This is a genomic window from Streptomyces sp. NPDC101393, assembly GCF_044767385.1.
GTDB lineage: Bacteria > Actinomycetota > Actinomycetes > Streptomycetales > Streptomycetaceae > Streptomyces.
Genome location: NZ_JBIWNU010000005.1, coordinates 654,110 through 671,567 on the forward strand (window position 1 = coordinate 654,110; position 17,458 = coordinate 671,567).

At 73.1% G+C, this 17,458-nt stretch carries 18 protein-coding genes; 11 read left to right on the forward strand and 7 right to left on the reverse strand.

All coding sequences use genetic code 11. The features are described from left to right. Window positions 1-41: 41 nt before the first annotated feature. Window positions 42-1,001 (reverse strand): hypothetical protein, encoded by a 960-nt coding sequence (locus ACIRQ7_RS19525; protein WP_404263818.1) that lies wholly within the window; start codon window positions 999-1,001, stop codon window positions 42-44. Window positions 1,002-1,237: 236 nt separating this feature from the next. Here ACIRQ7_RS19525 and ACIRQ7_RS19530 point away from each other — a divergent pair, with 236 nt between their 5' ends. From ACIRQ7_RS19530 to ACIRQ7_RS19550, 5 genes are all read left to right on the forward strand, one after another. Next, window positions 1,238-2,524 (forward strand): adenylosuccinate synthase, encoded by a 1,287-nt coding sequence (locus ACIRQ7_RS19530; RefSeq protein WP_401463952.1) that lies wholly within the window; start codon window positions 1,238-1,240, stop codon window positions 2,522-2,524. Window positions 2,525-2,624: 100 nt separating this feature from the next. Continuing rightward, on the forward strand, window positions 2,625-3,488 hold the full coding sequence (locus tag ACIRQ7_RS19535) for a Scr1 family TA system antitoxin-like transcriptional regulator (protein ID WP_404263820.1): 864 nt from the start codon (window positions 2,625-2,627) through the stop codon (window positions 3,486-3,488). Beyond that, window positions 3,488-3,682 carry a DUF397 domain-containing protein gene (locus ACIRQ7_RS19540; protein ID WP_401463948.1) on the forward strand — a complete coding sequence of 65 codons (195 nt, stop codon included), beginning with the start codon at window positions 3,488-3,490 and terminating at the stop codon, window positions 3,680-3,682. The genes ACIRQ7_RS19535 and ACIRQ7_RS19540 overlap by 1 nt, the downstream gene beginning before the upstream one ends. A 386-nt stretch (window positions 3,683-4,068) precedes the next feature. Further along, complete coding sequence (locus tag ACIRQ7_RS19545; RefSeq protein WP_401463946.1) at window positions 4,069-4,239, forward strand: hypothetical protein; 171 nt, start codon at window positions 4,069-4,071, stop codon at window positions 4,237-4,239. Further along, the gene (locus ACIRQ7_RS19550; protein ID WP_401463944.1) at window positions 4,236-4,526 is read left to right on the forward strand and encodes a hypothetical protein; all 291 of its coding nucleotides are present in this window, start codon (window positions 4,236-4,238) and stop codon (window positions 4,524-4,526) included. The genes ACIRQ7_RS19545 and ACIRQ7_RS19550 overlap by 4 nt, the downstream gene beginning before the upstream one ends. A 19-nt stretch (window positions 4,527-4,545) precedes the next feature. Here the strand turns inward: ACIRQ7_RS19550 and ACIRQ7_RS19555 are convergent, their stop codons facing one another. From ACIRQ7_RS19555 to ACIRQ7_RS19570, 4 genes are all read right to left on the reverse strand, one after another. Then, a complete protein-coding gene (locus ACIRQ7_RS19555) occupies window positions 4,546-6,402 on the reverse strand; it encodes a serine/threonine-protein kinase (protein WP_404263823.1) in 1,857 nt (618 codons plus the stop codon). Window positions 6,403-6,600: 198 nt separating this feature from the next. Continuing rightward, a complete protein-coding gene (locus ACIRQ7_RS19560) occupies window positions 6,601-8,376 on the reverse strand; it encodes a serine/threonine-protein kinase (RefSeq protein ID WP_404263824.1) in 1,776 nt (591 codons plus the stop codon). Between the two features lie 154 nt (window positions 8,377-8,530). Continuing rightward, window positions 8,531-9,025, reverse strand: a complete 495-nt coding sequence (locus ACIRQ7_RS19565; protein ID WP_404263826.1) for a MarR family winged helix-turn-helix transcriptional regulator — start codon at window positions 9,023-9,025, stop codon at window positions 8,531-8,533. Next, on the reverse strand, window positions 9,022-9,696 hold the full coding sequence (locus tag ACIRQ7_RS19570) for a DJ-1/PfpI family protein (RefSeq protein ID WP_404263828.1): 675 nt from the start codon (window positions 9,694-9,696) through the stop codon (window positions 9,022-9,024). Before ACIRQ7_RS19570 ends, ACIRQ7_RS19565 begins: the two co-directional genes overlap by 4 nt. A 186-nt stretch (window positions 9,697-9,882) precedes the next feature. On the opposite strand from ACIRQ7_RS19570, the gene ACIRQ7_RS19575 reads away from it, so the two are divergent. Further along, the gene (locus tag ACIRQ7_RS19575) at window positions 9,883-10,602 is read left to right on the forward strand and encodes a DUF4956 domain-containing protein (RefSeq protein WP_404263829.1); all 720 of its coding nucleotides are present in this window, start codon (window positions 9,883-9,885) and stop codon (window positions 10,600-10,602) included. Then, window positions 10,599-11,405, forward strand: a complete 807-nt coding sequence (locus tag ACIRQ7_RS19580; RefSeq protein ID WP_401463932.1) for a polyphosphate polymerase domain-containing protein — start codon at window positions 10,599-10,601, stop codon at window positions 11,403-11,405. Before ACIRQ7_RS19575 ends, ACIRQ7_RS19580 begins: the two co-directional genes overlap by 4 nt. A 15-nt stretch (window positions 11,406-11,420) precedes the next feature. Here ACIRQ7_RS19580 and ACIRQ7_RS19585 read toward each other — a convergent pair whose 3' ends face one another. Both ACIRQ7_RS19585 and ACIRQ7_RS19590 read right to left on the reverse strand, forming a co-directional pair. After that, window positions 11,421-12,755: a sensor histidine kinase gene (locus ACIRQ7_RS19585; RefSeq protein ID WP_404263831.1), complete on the reverse strand. Its 1,335-nt coding sequence runs from the start codon at window positions 12,753-12,755 to the stop codon at window positions 11,421-11,423. A gap of 2 nt (window positions 12,756-12,757) precedes the next feature. After that, window positions 12,758-13,507, reverse strand: coding sequence for a response regulator transcription factor (locus ACIRQ7_RS19590; RefSeq protein ID WP_404263833.1), 750 nt, complete (start codon window positions 13,505-13,507; stop codon window positions 12,758-12,760). 170 nt (window positions 13,508-13,677) lie between these two features. Between ACIRQ7_RS19590 and ACIRQ7_RS19595 the strand changes: the two genes are divergently transcribed. The 4 genes from ACIRQ7_RS19595 to ACIRQ7_RS19610 all read left to right on the forward strand — a co-directional run bounded on the left by ACIRQ7_RS19595 (window position 13,678) and on the right by ACIRQ7_RS19610 (window position 17,390). Then, complete coding sequence (locus ACIRQ7_RS19595) at window positions 13,678-14,199, forward strand: hypothetical protein (protein WP_404263834.1); 522 nt, start codon at window positions 13,678-13,680, stop codon at window positions 14,197-14,199. A 225-nt stretch (window positions 14,200-14,424) separates the two neighbouring features. Beyond that, window positions 14,425-15,804 carry an aspartate aminotransferase family protein gene (locus ACIRQ7_RS19600; RefSeq protein ID WP_401463924.1) on the forward strand — a complete coding sequence of 460 codons (1,380 nt, stop codon included), beginning with the start codon at window positions 14,425-14,427 and terminating at the stop codon, window positions 15,802-15,804. Window positions 15,805-15,907: 103 nt separating this feature from the next. Then, window positions 15,908-16,582 carry a GntR family transcriptional regulator gene (locus tag ACIRQ7_RS19605; protein ID WP_404263931.1) on the forward strand — a complete coding sequence of 225 codons (675 nt, stop codon included), beginning with the start codon at window positions 15,908-15,910 and terminating at the stop codon, window positions 16,580-16,582. A 157-nt stretch (window positions 16,583-16,739) separates the two neighbouring features. Continuing rightward, window positions 16,740-17,390, forward strand: coding sequence for a hypothetical protein (locus ACIRQ7_RS19610; protein ID WP_401463922.1), 651 nt, complete (start codon window positions 16,740-16,742; stop codon window positions 17,388-17,390). Window positions 17,391-17,458 lie beyond the last annotated feature (68 nt).

The following is a 17,458-nucleotide window of genomic DNA, read 5'->3' on the forward strand; positions in this document are numbered from 1 at the left end:
GCGCGCGTCACCTCCCCGGCAGCCTCACCTCCGCGGCAGCATCACCTCCGCGGCAGCGTCAGCCACCAGGCGCCCGGCTGCACCGTCCAGGTGCGCGTCCTGACCGGGCCGCCGACCACCGCGTCCGCCCGGTAGTGGAAGTCCGGCCCGGAGACCGTCACGGCCCGCGCCCGCGCCCGTACGGGCCGCTCCGAGCCGGGCCAGTGCACGATGACCTCGGCCAGTCCCTCGGCGCCGGAGGGCAGGGCGTCGCCTGCCGCGCACGCGGCCCTCGCCGCCTCCGTCTGCCCGGCCGGCACCACCGACACCCGCCGCACCGGCCGGTCCAGATCGGCCAGCACGATCCCGTCCGCCTCGATCCGCAGTCGCTGGACCGGCGGCTGTCCGCGCCGCCCGCCCAGCCCGCCCGCCGGCGTGGCCAGCAGCGACAGCGCCGTACGCGCGGTCCGCGCGGCCGGCTCCCACCAGTGCCGGTGCGCGTCCCCGTCCGCCGCGGCGCCGCCCTCGCCCGGACTCCCGGCAGGCACGGACCGCCGGTCCGCCCCGCCGCCCGGCGGCGGCCCCTGCGGGTATCCGGACCCGGTCGTGTCGCCGCCGCAGGGGATCCGCAGCCCGCCCAGCACGATGCCGTCGCTGTCGTCCGTCAGCAGGTCCATCGGCTGCTCGTCGCCGTCCAGGACGGCGCGCGCCGCGGCCACCGTGTCCGTCGGGACGCCGAGCGCCCGGCTCAGTGCGACGGCGGCGGGGGCACCGACCGGCACCATCGACACCGGGGCCCGCCCCAGCTCCCGTTCCTTGTGCAGCAGGCCCACGACCCGCAGCAGCGCACGGTCGTCGCCGATCACCACGGGCCGGCGGTGGCCGCGTTTGGCAAGCGCCCGGCCGAATTCCTCGGGGCCGTCCGGGAGGCAGATTTTCGCCCCCACGGCGGCGCACAGGACATCTTTCGCGATGCGCACGGATTCGCCGTCCGTGCTGCGGGCGAGCGGGTCGATGACCACGAGCAGGGGATACCCCCGAACGGAGTCTGCGGGAGAGTGCCCAGAAGGCTGCGCCGACACCTCGGTCCTTCCTCAGGTAGCATCTCGGTGCAAGAGCCCCTTGCGCTATTGCGCCAGGGGCTTCGTCTATTCCGGGGCACCGGTCCGACGGCTGTAGTGGTGACGTCCGCGTGAACACACACGCTGACGCCATCCACGCACGTGGGACATGCCCCGCCCGGAAGGGGTGTACGCCTGTGCCCGCACTTGTGCTGCTCGGTGCTCAGTGGGGTGATGAAGGCAAGGGAAAGGCCACCGACCTGCTCGGTGGGTCCGTTGACTATGTGGTGCGCTACCAGGGCGGCAACAACGCCGGCCACACGGTCGTCGTCGGCGACCAGAAGTACGCGCTGCATCTTCTCCCTTCCGGAATCCTCTCGCCGGGGTGTACCCCGGTCATCGGCAACGGCGTCGTCGTCGACCCTGCGGTCCTGCTCTCCGAGCTGAGCGGACTCAACGAGCGCGGAGTCGACACGTCCAAGCTGCTGATCAGTGGTAACGCGCATCTGATCACGCCGTACAACATCACCGTCGACAAGGTGACGGAACGGTTCCTCGGCACGCGGAAGATCGGCACCACCGGTCGCGGTATCGGCCCGACCTACGCCGACAAGATCAACCGCACCGGTATCCGCGTCCAGGACCTCTTCGACGAGTCGATCCTGCACCAGAAGGTCGAGGCCGCACTCGACTTCAAGAACCAGGTGCTGGCCAAGCTCTACAACCACCGCGCGATCGTCGCGGAGCAGGTTGTCGAGGAGATGCTCAGCTACGCCGACCAGCTCAAGGGCTTCGTCGCCGACACCACGCTGCTGCTGAACGACGCCATCGACGACGGCAAGGTCGTGCTCTTCGAGGGCGGCCAGGGCACGCTGCTCGACGTCGACCACGGTACGTATCCCTTCGTCACGTCCTCGAACCCGACCGCGGGCGGCGCCTGCACGGGTGCCGGCGTCGGGCCGACGAAGATCAGTCGCGTCATCGGCATCCTCAAGGCCTATACGACGCGGGTCGGCGCCGGTCCGTTCCCGACCGAGCTGTTCGACAAGGACGGCGAGGCGCTGCGCTCCATCGGCGGCGAGCGCGGTGTCACCACCGGCCGTGACCGTCGCTGTGGCTGGTTCGATGCCGTCATCGCACGGTACGCGACCCGCGTCAACGGCCTGACGGACTTCTTCCTCACCAAGCTCGACGTGCTCACCGGCTGGGAGCAGATCCCGGTCTGCGTGGCGTACGAGATCGACGGCAAGCGCGTCGAGGAGCTGCCCTACAGCCAGTCCGACTTCCACCACGCGAAGCCGGTCTACGAGATGCTGCCGGGCTGGTCCGAGGACATCACCAAGGCGAAGTCCTTCTCCGACCTGCCGAAGAACGCGCAGGCGTACGTCAAGGCGCTGGAGGAGATGTCCGGCGCCCCGATCTCCGCGATCGGCGTCGGCCCCGGCCGCGACGAGACGATCGAGATCAACTCGTTCCTCTCGTAGCCGCGTCGGCGGCGTGATGTGGTGCCGTGGACGGCGGTAGTGGCCGCCGTCCACGGCACAATTGCAGGCGGACGTGTGGAGTGACGGAGAAGGGGAGCGGATGCCTGCACGGAAGCCCCCGACCGAGCGGCAGCGCCGGTTGGGCGCGGAGCTGCGCAAGATGCGTGAGCATGTGGGGCTGTCGCTGACAGAGGCTGCGGTGATACACCGCACGGACAAGACCACGATCAGCAACACGGAGTCCGCTCGTTTCGGAGTCAGTGCGGATCGCGTGCGCGTCTGGGCGGCCAACTACTCGTGTACGGACCGTGAGTACGTCGATGCGCTCGCCGAGATGGCGAGGGAACGGCGTGCGGCGATCCGCTACTGGTGGGATGAGTACCGGGACGCCGGTGCCACGGCTATGGACCTCGCGGAGATGGAGCATCACGCGGTCGCGCTACGAGGTGTGCAGATCACGCACTTGCCGGGGCTTCTGCAGTGCGAGGACTACACGCGCGCGGTCCTCGACGAGGCTGTGCCGTCTCTGGTGCCCGAAGACCTTGACCGCAGAGTCGCGTTTCGGATGAGGCGGAGCGGTGTGCTCGATCTGCCGCAGCCGCCGGAGTGCACCTTCCTCATCCACGAAGCAGCGCTGCACATGCAGTTCGGTGGCAGGAAGGTTGTCAAGAAGCAGCTGGACCACCTACTGGAGCAGTCCGAGCGGGAGCGTGTGACGATTCGTGTCGTGCCGTTCTCGTCAGGTGCGTTCCCCAGTGCGGGAAGCTCAACTCACTACGCGTGCGGGCCAGTTCCTCAGCTCGACATGGTTCAGGTCGACGTCCCGACCGGGCCGACGTTCCTGCATGCCGAGACCCAACTCGCGAACTACCGCGCAGTGCTGGATCGCATGGAGCAGCGCTCTCTGGGGCCGGGCCAGTCGCAGGATCTCATTCGTGGCATAGCAAAGGGACATGGAGCGTGATGCAAGTGGACATCCAGTGGCGCAAGTCCTCGTTCTCGGAGCAGACCGATAACTGCCTCGAACTCGCCTCGCACGGAGGCGGCATCCTCATGCGCGAGAGCGACGACCCCGATGTGGTCGTCAGGACCACGCCGGAAAAGCTCAGAGCGTTCCTGGCCGGCGCGAAGTCCGGCGAGTTCGACGACCTCGTGTAGGCCTCCGCCGTCGCAAACCCCTCACCCTCTCGGTGAGGGGCTTTTTGCTCTGCCCGTCCAGGCATATGCCATTTTCACTCTTGGTAGTTACAAACGTTGAGATCGCACGCGTGTTGGCGCTACGGTTCCAACTCTCCGCGGTGGCTCACCGGTTGCCCGGAGAAGGAAAAGCCCCGGCGGTGTTGGAGCACCCCGGGGCATGGCCAACGCCTACCAGGAGCGTCAGCATGACCCACCGTATCCGGTGCGCTTTAGTCCGAACACTGGCTCTGGCCCTCGCGCTGCTCGCCCCCGCAACGGGGCGTCGGCGCAGGGGAGTTGCGGCCGGAGGCCCGTGCGTCGCGGACGCGTGCGCCCGGCCGCGTCCCCGGCCCGCGTCGCCCCGTATGGCCGAGCCGTTCGACGACGCCGGTCCCCTCGTTCGCCCCTACCTCCTCGCTTACGAGCAGCAGGAGCGGCGCACCGCTCTCGCCCTGGCGCTGGACGGGATCGACGTCGGCCCGTGGGTCATTCACGGGCATACGGTCGGGGCGCCGGTCATGGGGGTGGCGGCGTGAAGGACGCCGAGCGGCAGCCCGTTCCGGGCGGACTGCGGATCAGCCGGGTCCCCGGCAAGCCCGTACAGCGTGATGCGGACGGCCGTTACGCGATCCACCTCTGGCTGCGGCAGGAGGGGCGGTTCGACGGCGACATCACTCTTCAACTCTCCCCGTCGGAGACGGAGTTGCTGCACGCGCAGCTCTGCTTCGCACTCGACGGCGAACCGGTGGGCACGGAGCCGCACGCCACACCGGACTGCCGGCGGGACGTACGCACCACCGCCTCGCGGGTGCGGTGGCCCTAGGCGGCCGGGGGCCGCGCGCCTACTCCCCCCGCGTGTACGTCCGTGGCTCCTTCTCGGCGCCGAGGAACTCGCGGCGCAGGCTGCCGTCCCCGTTGAGGCGGAAGACGGAGGTGCTGCTGGGGCGGCAGCCGGGGGCCGGGGTGTCGACGACCGAGGGGCCGACGGTCAGCTTGCCCTCGGCGGAGTAGAGGTCGGCGTGTGCGGTGCAGCGGCCGCCGCGGCCCTCGACGACCGTGGTGAGGGCCGTGCTGCCCACCGGGGCCCGCTTGATGGTGATCCGCTGGGTGCCGTAGCCGTCGGGGTTGGGGCGCTGCCAGCTGCCGAGGTAGGCGGCGGGGATGGTCTCGGCGGCCTTGCCGGCGCGGTGCAGGACGGCGGTGCGGCCGGCCGCGGCCCACTTCAGGGTGTCGGCGGCGCCCGGTTCGAGGGTGTGCTCGCCGAGTGCCGAGCAGCGGTCCCTGGGGATGGACCGCACGACCTTGGTGTCCAGCCGCAGTGCCGGACGGCCGTCGTCCGCTTTCACCGCGACCAGCTTGGCGTCGCTGCGGCACTCGTAGGTCAGGCCCAGGCTGGTGCTGTTCGCGACGACCTCGCCGACCTTGCCGCGCGAGATCACGAAGCGGCGCTGCCCGCCGGTGGGAGTGCCGTCCCGGAGGACCTGGCCCGACCAGGTGCCGACGTACCGGGCGGTGATGTCGGAGGCGCTCTCGCCGTCATCGGCGCCCGCCAGCAGGGGGACGACGACGGCGGTCGCGGCGGCGGCCGCGACGGCCACGGCGAGGAACGGGAGCCAGCGGCGGCGCGCCGGCGCGACGGGGGGCGGGACGGACGCTTCCAGGGCGGCCGCCTCCTGCCCCGACAGGAGGGCCGTGTCCGTCTCGCCGGTGCTGCCGTCGGGCCCCCGGCGTGACGTGGGCGGGTGGCCGCCCGGCGGGGTGTCCGTGTCCAGGAGGCGTACGGCGTGCCGGCCCAGGCTCGCGATCAGCTCGGCCGGCAGCCAGGGGGACGCCGACCCGCCGCCGGTCACCGGACCGAGCCGGGAGGTGAGTTCCTCCGGGGAGGGCCGGGCCTCCGGGTCCTTGGACAGGCACTCCGCGAGGAGTTCGCGCATGCCTTCGGGGGCCTCGGCGATATCGGGCGCGTCCTGGGCGATCCGGAACATCACCGCGTGCACCCCGGAGGCCACACTGCCGAACGGCATCCGCCCGGTCGCCGCGTACGCCAGCACCGAGCCGACGCAGAAGACATCGCTGGCCGGGCCGACGCGGTGGCCCTGGACCTGCTCGGGCGACATGAAGCTGGGCGAGCCGACGACCGTGCCGTAGCGGGTCTGGGTCTGTTCGCCGACCGCGTCCAGCGCACGGGCGATGCCGAAGTCGATGACCCGGGGGCCGTCGATGGTCAGCAGGACGTTGGACGGTTTGAGGTCGCGGTGGACGAGGCCGACGCCGTGGATGTCGAGCAGCGCGCAGGCCAGGCCGTAGGCGAGGCGGCGCAGCGAGTACTCCGGGAGCGGGCCGTAGGTGCCGGGCCGGCCGTAGGCCTCGGCCGCGCTGCCGACGACCTGGCTCAGGGTGGGCCCCGCGATGTAGCCGGTGGCGACCCAGGGGACGTCGGCCTCGGTGTCGGCGTCCAGCACCGGCGCCGTCCAGTGGCCGCCGACCCGGCGTGCGGCCGCCACCTCGGCGCGGAAACGGTCCCGGAACTCCTCCTCGGCCGCCAGATCGTTGCGCACCAGCTTCACGGCGACGGTTCTGCCGCCCTCGGAACGGGCGAGGTAGACGCGGCCCATGCCGCCGCTGCCGAGACGGCTGAGCAGCCGGTAGTCCCCGATCCAGTGCGGATCGTCGGCCGTCAGCCCGCGCAGGCCCTCCATCCGAGCGCCCTCCCCCGTGTCGTCCAGGTCGTGTGGTGCCTGTGGTGCCGTGCCGGGTCATTCTCCGCCAGTTGGCCGGGCGTTCCCCGGGCGTCGGCCCTGTGTCCCCCGTTGAGCGTAGGCCGCCGCCGATCGCGCCGCGGCTGCCGGAGCGTCACGACGGGAGAACGATCGGCGGCCCGGAACCGTGGCTTCCGCTCACCCCGACCTGTCGTACGTCAGCGGCGCCTTGCCGTCGTCGAGGGTGCGGCGCAGCTTGCCGTCCACCATCTGCAGGGTGCTCGTGGCGCCGGGGCGGCAGCTCTCGGCGGGGCCCGAGGTCACCACGGAACGGCCGAGGCGGACCGGCGGGCCCGCGTCCTTGAGGGTGGCCGTGAACTCGCAGTGGTACGCCGGGCCGTCGGCCGTCATCGTCAGCACCGTGGCGCCCGGATCGCCCTGAGTGAGGGTCAGGCGCCGGGTGTTGGCGGCGCCGTCCCCGATCGTCGTCGACCAGGTGCCGAGGTACTCGGTGGGAATGCCGCCGTTTCCGGCGGGCTCGGCCGACCCCTGGCCCGACTTGCCGCCCCCGGTGGTCCCGCCGCTCTTCGCCCCGGCGTTCCGCGCGCCGCCGCCCTCGCCGTTGAGCAGGACGTACGCGGTGGCGGCCCCGGCCCCGGCGAGCACGACGGCGACCACGAACATCAGGGCCAGACCGCCGCCGCGCCGGCGCGGTGCGGGCACGGCCCTCAGGGAAGCCGGCGGGGCCGGCGGGGTCGGATGGCCGGGGGTGGCGTACGCGTACGGGCCGTGGGGCGCGGGCGCGGCCGTGGGCGCGGGCCGGTACGGGGCGGCAGGGGGCGGTGGGGTGGAGCGCGGCGGCACGGGCGAGGCGGTGGTGGGCAGGGAGTGCACCCCGGGAGCGGGCGCCTGGGGGGCGGGTGCCCCCGGGTCCGCGGCGGGCGGGGCCGCCTCGGGCGGCGCCAGCCGCGAACCGGCCCCGTCCGAGGCGCCCTTGGGGTTCTCCGCCTCCAGGAGCTCCACGGCATGCCGGCCGAGCCGGGCGATCAACGCCCCCGGCAGCCAGGGCTCGTCCTCCGCCTCCGGGGTGCCGCCTCCGGCGTGCGCCTCGGCCATCGCCACCAGTTGCGCCGGGGTGGGGCGGTCGCCAGGATCCTTGGCCAGGCATCCGGCGATCAGCTCGCGCAGCGCTTCGGGAACCCCCGACAGGTCGGGCTCCTCCTGGGCGATGCGGTACATGACCGCGTGCACCCCGCTGCCCATCGTCCCGAACGGCTGCTGCCCGGTGGCCGCGTACGTCAGGACCGAGCCGAGGCAGAAGACGTCGCAGGCCTGGGTGAGCGCATCGCCGCGTACCTGCTCGGGCGCCATGAAGCCCGGCGAACCGACCGCGGCGCCGGTACGCGTCAGACCGCTGCCGGTCACCGCCTCCAGGGCACGCGCGATACCGAAGTCGATGACCCGGGGGCCGTCGATGGTGATCAGGACGTTGGACGGCTTGAGGTCGCGGTGGATGATGCCCGCGGCGTGCACCGACTGGAGCGCGCGGGCCAGCCCCGCCGCCAGGATCCATACGGTCCGCTCCGGCAGCGGTGTGCTGCCACCCCTGCCGGTGACGACCTGCTGGAGGGACGGGCCCGCGATATAGCCCGTGGCGACCCAGGGGGTCTCGGCCTCGGTGTCCGCGTCCAGCACCGGCGCGGTCCACTCGCCGCCGACCCGCAGCGCGGCCCGCACCTCCTGCCGGAAGCGCGCCCGGAACTCCTCCTGGCCGGCCAGCTCACCGCGCACCAGCTTCACGGCGACCGTACGGCCGCGGTCCGAACGGGCCAGGAACACTTGACCCATCCCGCCCTCGCCGAGCCGCCCGATCAGGCGGTAGTCACCGATCCGCGTCGGATCCCCGGCCCCGAGCGGCGTCAGCGCCGCGCGGCGTCCCGCCTGCCCCTGCTGCGCACGTCCCGACTGCTCCACGATCCGCTGTCCTCTCCCCCGAAACCGCTCTGCGGGAGAGCAGGCGCAGGCGCGAATCCGCGGGGCGACCGCCGCCGCATGCGCGCGAGGGCGGTTTCGTCACGGCTTCCCGTCACAACTCTCCGCTCCGAGGATAACGACGCACACGGACACCTCACCCCGGCGGTTCGGCCGCTTCCCGGGACAGTGCCTCCAGCGCCCCCGAGAGATCCTCAAGCGCCGTCATCACCCGCCGGAAGTCGCCCTCGCCGCCGAGCTGTTCGGCCAGCCGGGCGGCGAACTCCGCGTGGCCGGGGGAGATCCGGCGGACGGCGGCGCGGCCCGCGTCGGTGGGGGCGAGAAGCTTGGCCCGCCGGTGCGCGGGATTGGGGTGGTACGCCGCCAGCCCGCGCTCCACCAGGAGGTCGGCGATCCGCTGCACGCTCTGGCGGGTGATGCCCATCGCGCGGGCGACGCCGGCGACCGGCAGCGGCTCGGGCAGTACGGCCCCCAGCACCTGCCACCAGGCGGCGGTCAGCCCGGCGGGCCCGGCCAGCCCGTCCGCCACGGACAGGAACTGGCCGTTGAGACGGAAGACCGCGAGAGCGCTGCGGCTGAGGAGTTCGGGGCGTGCGGGCGCGGCCGCCCCCTGCGTCCGGGGCTCGCTCACTGCCCGCCGCCGCCCTGCCCGCCGCCGCCCTGCGCGCGGGCGCCGCTCGCGGCCATCAGCTCCGGGTACGCGGACGCGTCGGAGCGGGCGAACAGCCGGTACCAGGCGTCGAGGACCCGCGGTTCCATCACGTCCAGTTCGGCGAAGATCTCGCGGGCGAACGCCACCGGCTCGGTCGGCCCGGCGGTGATCAGGCCGCGGTCGCGGACCGCGTCGGTCTCGCGGTAGTGGCCGGCGCCCTGATAGCCGGGCTGCGCGGCGAGGTACTCGGCGGCGCCGCTGGTGTGCGCGCGGTCGTCCAGCAGTCCCTCTCTGGCGAGGCCGGCGGTCCCGCCGCAGATCGCGGCGACCGGCACTCCCGCGTCCAGGAACTCCCGGGCCTTTCGGGCGAAGGGAGTCAACTCCTCACCCGCGTCCCACAGTTGGGCGCCGGGGAGGATCAGCAGCGCGCTGTCCTCGGGGCGCAGTGCGTCGACCGCGAGGTCGGGGAGGATCCGCAGCCCGCCCATGGAGGTCACCGGGCGGTCGGCGTCCGGCGCGACGGTGACCAGGTCGTAGGCGGTCAGGGCGGGGCGGAGGTAGCTGCCGTCGCGGAGGGTGCTGGTGGCGTGGCCGCACTCCCAGTCCGCGAGGGTGTCGTAAGCGGCGATGTGCACCGTGCGGGGGTTCATGGCGCTCGTGCTCCTCGGTGGTGAGTCGCGGAGGGATGGCATCACCCAATGACAGCATTCTGTCTAATTGGCAGCATGCTGTCAATAGGGGGAGGGCTCGGGTGGCGCCGGGTTCCTTAACCCGCGGCCGGGGGCGCGCTTAACCCGCGGCTTCCTAGCGTTCTGCACGTACCGGAGAGCGGTGCCGTGACGAATTTCCTGGAAAGTGTGGTGGACGCCTTGGAGACCTACGGGCAGCTGGCGGCGCGGCTGGCGACAGACCTGGCCGCCGTGTGTGTGCTGACGTTCGCGGTGTACTACCCGCGCCACCGGCGGCGGGATCTGGTGCCGGCCTATCTCGCCCTGAACGTCGCGCTGTTCTCCGTGGTCGCCGCCCTGTCGCGGGTCGGCGAAAGCGGCGGGATGGCGCTCGGTTTCGGACTTTTCGGGGTGCTGTCGATCATCCGGCTGCGCTCGGACTCCATCCAGCACCAGGAGGTCGCCTACTACTTCACGACGCTGGTGCTGGGGCTGCTGTGCGCGCTGCCGCACCTCCCGCTCGCCGTGGTCGGCTCGCTGGCCGTGCTGTTGCTGCTGGTCATCCATGTCGCCGACCACCCGCGGCTGTTGTCCGGCACCCGGCGTGCCGTGGTCACCCTGGACGTCGTGCACACCGATCAGGAAGCGCTCCGGGCCGATCTGGCGCACCGGCTCGGTGAACCGCTCCGGTGGACGGTCCAGGAGGTGGATTTTGTCCGGGACTTGATGGTGGTGGATGTCCGTTTCCGGGTGCCGGAACTTTCCGCGGCAGCGAGTCGTACCACCGAAGACGACGAGAACGACAGGAACGACGAAGCCACCGGGACACCCGCTCCCGGGTCCCGCACGATCGCCCGTCCCCTCACGCCCGCCAAGGAGACCGTGTGATTCCCGCCGTCCGAGCCATCGCCCGCGCCGCCATGGCGGCGCGCCCCGTCCCGCTCGCCGAGGTCCAGGCCCGCGCCGAACTGCTCGCCCGCTTCGACAACAGCTACCTCGTGCCGGTCGCCGCCTTCGCCGCCTTCGCGGCCGAACTCACCGACCCCGGGCGGCCGGGCGGCCCGTTCGCCGCACTGTGCATCAACGGCCGCCGCTGGTTCCGCTACCACTCCGTCTACTACGACACCCCCGACCTGCGGTCCTTCCACGACCACCGGCAGGGCCGCCGGCTGCGCTACAAGATCCGCGAACGGCTCTACGAGGACACCGGGGAGCGGCAGTTCGAGATCAAGCTCAAGGGGCGGCGCGGCGAAACCGTCAAGCACCGGCAGCCCCTGCTGCCCGGCGACGCCGCCCTCGGCGCCGCCCCGCGCGACTTCCTCGCCTCCGTGCTGCACCGCACGTACGGCATCGAGGCCCCCACCGAGCTGGGCCGGTCGCTCGTGACCGACTACCAGCGGGCCACCTTCGTCGCCGACGGCCAGCGCGTCACCTGCGACGCGGCCCTGCTCTGCCGGGACGAGGAGACCGGCCGGACCGTACGCGCCGACGGCGGGCTGGTCCTCGTCGAGACCAAGACCACCGGCCATCTCACCGAGGCCGACCGGCTGCTGCACGGCTACGGCCTGCGCGCCGCCGAATTCACCAAGTACTGCGGGGCGATGGCGGCCCTGCGGCCCGACCTGAATGCCAACCACTGGCGCCGGGCGGTGCGCACGGCCTTCCCGGCGGCCGTCGCGCCCGCCGCCTGACGCCCGACACCGCCCTCACGCATCGGAGCCGTCCGCCGCGCCCCCGAAGGACGCCGTGATGCGGGCGCCGCCCCCGGGTGCCGCACCGAACTCCACCGCGCCGCCCGACTCCAGGGCGGCGCGGCGCACGATGTCCAGGCCCAGGCCCGTGGAGCCGCCGCCGCTGTGCCCCCGCTCGGCGACCCGGCCGTCGGGGAAGCCCGGCCCGTCGTCCTCGACGACCAGCAGGCCACCCGGCCAGGCGCCCCCCTCGCCGCCCCCGGTGACCGCCACCCGCATCCCCGCACCCTCCGCGGTGTGGTCGAAGACGTTGCCGATCAGCGCGTCGACGGCGGCGGCCAGATCGGCGCCCTCGGCCCGTACCCACACCGGGCCGCCGCCCGGGGGAGCGGTGAAGGCCAGGGTGCGGCCCTGGTCCTCCGCCAACGGCAGCCAGAAATCGGCCCGTTCGCGGGCCACGGCGGCCAGATCGCTGCGCACCGGCCCGTCCGCGTCGTCCCGCAGCGGCCGCCGCGCCGTACGGATCACCTCGTCCACACCGCGCTCCAGCGCCGCCACCCCCGCCGCGATCCGCTCCGCCTCCGCCGCGTCGCGCAGCCCCTCCGCGTCCAGCCGCAGCGCGGCGACCGGGGTGCGCAGCCGGTGCGCGAGGTCGGCGGCGTTCTCGCGCTCGGCGGTCAGGAAGCCGTCGATGCGCTCGGCGAGGTGGTTGAGCTGGCCCGCCACGAGACGCAGCTCGGGCGGCCCGGAGGGCTCGGCGCGGGCCGTCAGATCGCCGCCGGCCAGCCGGTCGGCGACCGCGGCCAGCCGGCGGGCGGAGCCGACGAGGCGGGAGCCGAGGCGGTCGGCGAACAGCAGGCCGAGCAGCATCAGCCCGACGCCGATGCCCGCGAAGGCGAGCGACGAGGCGAGCGTGCCCGCGTACAACTGCTCGTCGGTGAGTTGGACATGGACGACGGCGGTCCCGCCCGCGACGCCCTGCACGGGCACCAGCACCGTCCGCCCGCCCCGCTCGGGCTCGTTGGTGAACGCCCGCCCGTAGCGCGCCAGCCGCACCGCGTCGGTGACCTTCGCCGGGGGCCCGAGGACCGCGCCGTCGGCGAGGATCACCGAAGTACGGGGCAGACCGGGGCCGTTGGCCGAATGGACGACGGTGGCCGCGGCACGCCGGCCGGACGGGGCCGCGAGGGCCTGGCCGAGGCCGGTGGCCAGCGAATGGGCCCGCGCGGTGGCGTCGGCCGTCGCCCGGTCCGCCGCATGGCTGCGGGCCAGCAGCGACAGCGGCACGAGCAGCGCCGCGAGCACCAGCGCGGTGGTCGCCGCGGTGAGTCGGAGAATGCTGCGCCGCACCCCTACTCCCGCGGCCCGGCGGGGTGCGCGCCCGCCCCGTCCACCCCAGCGCCCGCCGTGTCCACCGGCCCGTCGTCCGGCGCGGCCAGCTTCACCCCCACCGTGCGGACCGTGTGGAGATAGCGCGGCCGCTGCGCCGTCTCCCCCAACTTCCTGCGCAGCCACGACAGATGGACGTCCACCGTCTTGTCGGCGCCACCCAGCGGCTGCTGCCAGACCTCGGCCAGCAGCTCGCGCCGCGATATCACCTGCCCGGCACGCCGGGCGAGATACGCCAGCAGGTCGAACTCCCGGGGCGTGAGGTCCAGCGGGGCGCCCGCCAGCGCCACCTCGCGGGCCGCCCCGTCCAGCACCAGCTCCCCGACCCGGACCGCCGGCTCCGGCTCGTCCGCGCCCAGCCGGCGCAGCACCGCCTTGATCCGCGCGTCCAACTGGGCCGCCCCGAACGGCTTGACGATGTAGTCGTCGGCGCCGTCCCCGAGGACCGCGACCATGTCCGGCTCGTCGTCCCGCGCGGTCGCGACGATCACCGGGACATCGCTGACGGCGCGCAGCATCCGCAGGACCTGGGCGCCGTCCACGTCCGGCAGCCCCAGATCCAGGACGACGAGATCGGGGCGGTCGGTGACGGCGGTGTCGAGTCCGGACATGCCGGTCGCCGCGGTGGCCACGGCGTGCCCGCGGTCGCGCAGCGCGCGCACCAGCGCACCACGCAGCTGCGGATCGTCCTCGACGACAAGTAGATGGGGCATGCAGTCACCGTAGCCAGCGGAGCCGCCACCGGGGAGACCGGGCGGAGCGTCGCGTACGGGCCGCCGCAGGCTTTGTGCCCGCCTTAACCGGGCGTTAGGGACCGGTGCGCGAGGCTGGGGACGGGCCGGAGCCCACCGGCCCCCTGGCACCCGGACGGAAGGCGGCCGGAATGGCGTGGCGCAGTGTGGCGACGACCGCGGCCTGGGTCTGCGTGCTGGCCGGCGCGGGCGGCCTGGGCGCCTGGTCGCTGGCGCACACCGACCCCGGCGACCGCACCCCGCGGGCCGCCCCGCTGGACGACGCGGGCGTCCGCCAAAAGCTCGCCGCGGCCCGCGCCGCCGCCCGACCGGACACCACCCCGGCCCCGGCCACGCCACCCGCGCCCACCGCGTCACCTACGACTTCCCCCTCGACTCCCCCCTCGACCTCCACCGGGGCCACCACCACCCTGCGGGTCACCGGGGGCAGCGTCACCGCCCAGTGCCGGCCCGGCGGCCGCGTCTACCTCACCGCCTGGAGCCCCGCCGCCGGCCACCACGTGGACGACGACGTCCGCCGCGGCCCGGCCCGCACCGCCACCCTGGAATTCGAGCCGGACGACGACGGCGAGGACCGCCCCTACGCGGTGACCTGCCCCCACGGCCGCCCCGAGGCGAGGGGTACGGCGGACGAGGACGGGGCGGAGGACTGACGGGGTGCGGGGCGGGGGGGGGCAGGGGGGCAGCCGGCCCGCGACGCCCCCTGAGCCGCCCCGCCACCTGGAGCTTCCTACAGCCCCGTAGACATTCTGTCCGTGCGCGTGGTGAGTGCCATACACAGTGTCGGTACCGGTCAGCACACCGTGATCCCTAGGCTGGAGGCGTTCGCCGTCCCTGTCTCCCGGCGGACTCGAGCGACCCGATCCGAGGTACTGACCGTGACCACGACGCATCCCGCCTCCGCCGTGCCCGCCGCCGACCCCGCCGCGGGCGCGGCAGTGAAGGCCGACGACCGCGCGCATGTCTTCCATTCCTGGTCCGCGCAGGGTCTGATCGACCCGCTCGCCGTCGCGGGCGCCGAGGGTTCCTACTTCTGGGACTACGACGGCAACCGCTACCTCGACTTCTCCTCGCAGCTGGTCAACACCAACATCGGCCACCAGCACCCCAAGGTCGTCGCCGCCATCCAGGAGCAGGCCGCGAAGCTCTGCACCATCGCGCCCGGATTCGCCGTGGACGTACGCTCCGAGGCCGCGCGGCTGATCGCCGAGCGCACCCCCGGTGACCTCGACAAGATCTTCTTCACCAACGGCGGCGCGGAGGCCGTCGAGAACGCCGTCCGGATGGCCCGGCTGCACACCGGCCGCGCCAAGGTGCTGTCCGCGTACCGCTCGTACCACGGCGCCACCGCCGCCGCGATCAACCTCACCGGCGACCCGCGGCGCTGGCCCTCCGACACCGCCTCGGCCGGTGTCGTGCACTTCTGGGGCCCGTTCCTCTACCGCTCGCCCTTCCACGCCACGAGCGAGGCGCAGGAGTGCGAGCGCGCCCTGGCCCATCTGGAAGCGACCATCACCTTCGAGGGCCCGCAGTCGATCGCCGCGATCATCCTGGAGACCGTCCCCGGCACCGCCGGGATCATGGTCCCGCCGCCCGGCTACCTCGCCGGCGTCCGCGAGATCTGCGACCGCTTCGGCATCGTCTTCATCCTCGACGAGGTGATGGCGGGCTTCGGCCGCACCGGCCGCTGGTTCGCCGCCGACCACTTCGACGTCACCCCTGACCTGCTGACCTTCGCCAAGGGCGTCAACTCCGGCTACGTCCCGCTGGGCGGTGTCGCGATCAGCGCCGAGATCGCCGCCACCTTCGAGACCCGCCCCTTCCCCGGCGGCCTGACCTACTCCGGGCACCCGCTGGCCTGCGCCTCCGCCGTCGCGACCCTCAACGCCATGGCTGAGGAGCGGATCGTGGAGAACGCCGACGAGATCGGCGAGCGGGTCATCGGCCCGGCCCTCCGCGAGATCGCCGAGCGGCACCCCTCCGTCGGCGAGGTCCGCGGCATGGGCGTCTTCTGGGCCCTCGACCTGGTCCGCAACAAGGAGACCCGCGAGCCGCTGGTGCCGTACAACGCCTCCGGTGCCGACAACGCCCCGATGGCCGAATTCGCCGCGGCCTGCAAGCGCGGCGGCCTGTGGCCCTTCGTGAACATGAACCGCACGCATGTGGTGCCGGCCTGCACCGTCACCGAGGCGGAGGCCAAGGAGGGCCTCGCCGCCCTCGACGAGGCGCTGACCACGGCCGACGCACACACGGTCTGACGCGGATCTCCGCAGCGCACGGCGGGTCACCGCCGCGGCCCTCGCCTATCGTGGGCGGGGGCCGCTCCCACCTGCGGTCATGAACGTCGAGGGGACGTACACGATGGCCGTCGGCGGAGACAGCTCAGTCATACGGCGCAGCACCTTGCGCCAGCAGATCGCCGACGCGCTGCGCGACGAGGTGCTGGCCGGGCGGCTGCCCTCCGGCCACCCCTTCACCGTCAAGGAGATCGCCGAGCAGTACGGCGTCTCCGCGACCCCGGTGCGCGAGGCGCTGCTCGACCTGTGCGCCCAGGGCCTGCTCGACGTCGAACAGCACCGCGGCTTCAAGGTGCACGCCTTCACCGCCGACGACTTCCGCGCCATGGTCGAGGCCCGCACCCTGATCATCGAGGGCATCTTCCGCAGCCGCGCGGAGCAGGCGCTGAGCCGGACCCCCACCGAGGTGCTGATCTCCATCCGGCGCCGCGCGGATGAGGCCGAACGCGCCGCGCGGGCCGGCGACCTGGACGTCCTCATCGGCTACGACCTGCGGTTCTGGCGTGAGCTGGGCAGCATCGTCGGCAACCCGTACATCAGCGATTTCCTGGACCGGGTGCGGGTGCAGACGTGGATGTTCGCGGTGCCGCTGCTGCGCCGGGTGGACGACCTCAAGGGCCATCTGTGGCACGGCCACGGGGAGTTGGTCGAGGCGGTCATCCGGCACGATCTGGCCGAGGCACAGCGGCTGGTGGCGGAGTACAACGCACACTCCCTGACCCTGGTGGGGGAGCCGTAGCGCGCTCTGGCCGCTGGCTGCGGACGCGGCGCAGTACTACTGGGAAAGCCCGGCTGGCACTACGCTGTCCCGACCGTCGGCCGTAATGGGCCGTACTCGTATCCGTACCGAACGTGCGCCGGTATCCCCGTCCCCGACCGGAAGCGAGCCCTCACTCGTGGCATGTGACCTGTGGCTGGTACCCCTCGTCGATGTGCTGTGCCACAGCCCCGACAACCCCTTCTCCGAAGAGATCGCCACCTACGACAAGGCCCTGACGGACGCGGGTCTGCCGGCGGTCCCGGTCTTCAGCTACATGCCGGGCCTCTCCGGTGACGTGGCGCCGGTGGCCGGCTTCGACTACGACGCGCTGCACTTCCTGCGCCGCGCCTACCTCCTGCGCCTGTGCGGCCTGGAGGTGTCGCCGGTGGACGAACTGGGCGGTGACTACGAGCAGTTGTTGGAGATGTTCGAGTCGACGGCGCAGCAGTCCCACCTGGTCTGGCACTACGACCACGCGGGCGCCTACGTCCCGGTCGACTTCCCGCACCCGCTCGCCAACGACGAACTGCTGGAGGGCGGCGGCCCGCTCGGCTCCTCGCACGGGCTGCTGCGCGAACTCGAACTCGTCGCACCGTCCCTCGGTATCGATCCGGCCAATCCGCCGGCCGCGCCCGCTCCGCCGGCCGGCCCCACCTCCCTGGAGGAGCGTGCGGGCGCCGTCCCCCAGGACGACGGCCCGTTCGCCAGGGAGCGGCACGTCTGGCTCGGCCTGCACGCGGCCGCCACCCGGAGCCTCGGCCAGGGCTCCATGATCGTCTTCAGCTGACGGGCAGGGGCGGGACGGGCGGCCAGGGCCTCCCGCACCCGCCCCGCCTCCCGCCCGCACCTCCCGTC

Coding starts and splice junctions, on each gene's coding strand:
- ACIRQ7_RS19535 (WP_404263820.1), top strand. CDS start 2,625: ATGCCTGCACGGAAGCCCCCGACCGAGCGGCAGCGCCGGTTGGGCGCG.
- ACIRQ7_RS19540 (WP_401463948.1), top strand. CDS start 3,488: ATGCAAGTGGACATCCAGTGGCGCAAGTCCTCGTTCTCGGAGCAGACC.
- ACIRQ7_RS19545 (WP_401463946.1), top strand. CDS start 4,069: ATGGCCGAGCCGTTCGACGACGCCGGTCCCCTCGTTCGCCCCTACCTC.
- ACIRQ7_RS19555 (WP_404263823.1), bottom strand. CDS start 6,402: ATGGAGGGCCTGCGCGGGCTGACGGCCGACGATCCGCACTGGATCGGG.
- ACIRQ7_RS19570 (WP_404263828.1), bottom strand. CDS start 9,696: ATGAACCCCCGCACGGTGCACATCGCCGCTTACGACACCCTCGCGGAC.
- ACIRQ7_RS19590 (WP_404263833.1), bottom strand. CDS start 13,507: ATGCCCCATCTACTTGTCGTCGAGGACGATCCGCAGCTGCGTGGTGCG.
- ACIRQ7_RS19595 (WP_404263834.1), top strand. CDS start 13,678: ATGGCGTGGCGCAGTGTGGCGACGACCGCGGCCTGGGTCTGCGTGCTG.
- ACIRQ7_RS19605 (WP_404263931.1), top strand. CDS start 15,908: ATGGCCGTCGGCGGAGACAGCTCAGTCATACGGCGCAGCACCTTGCGC.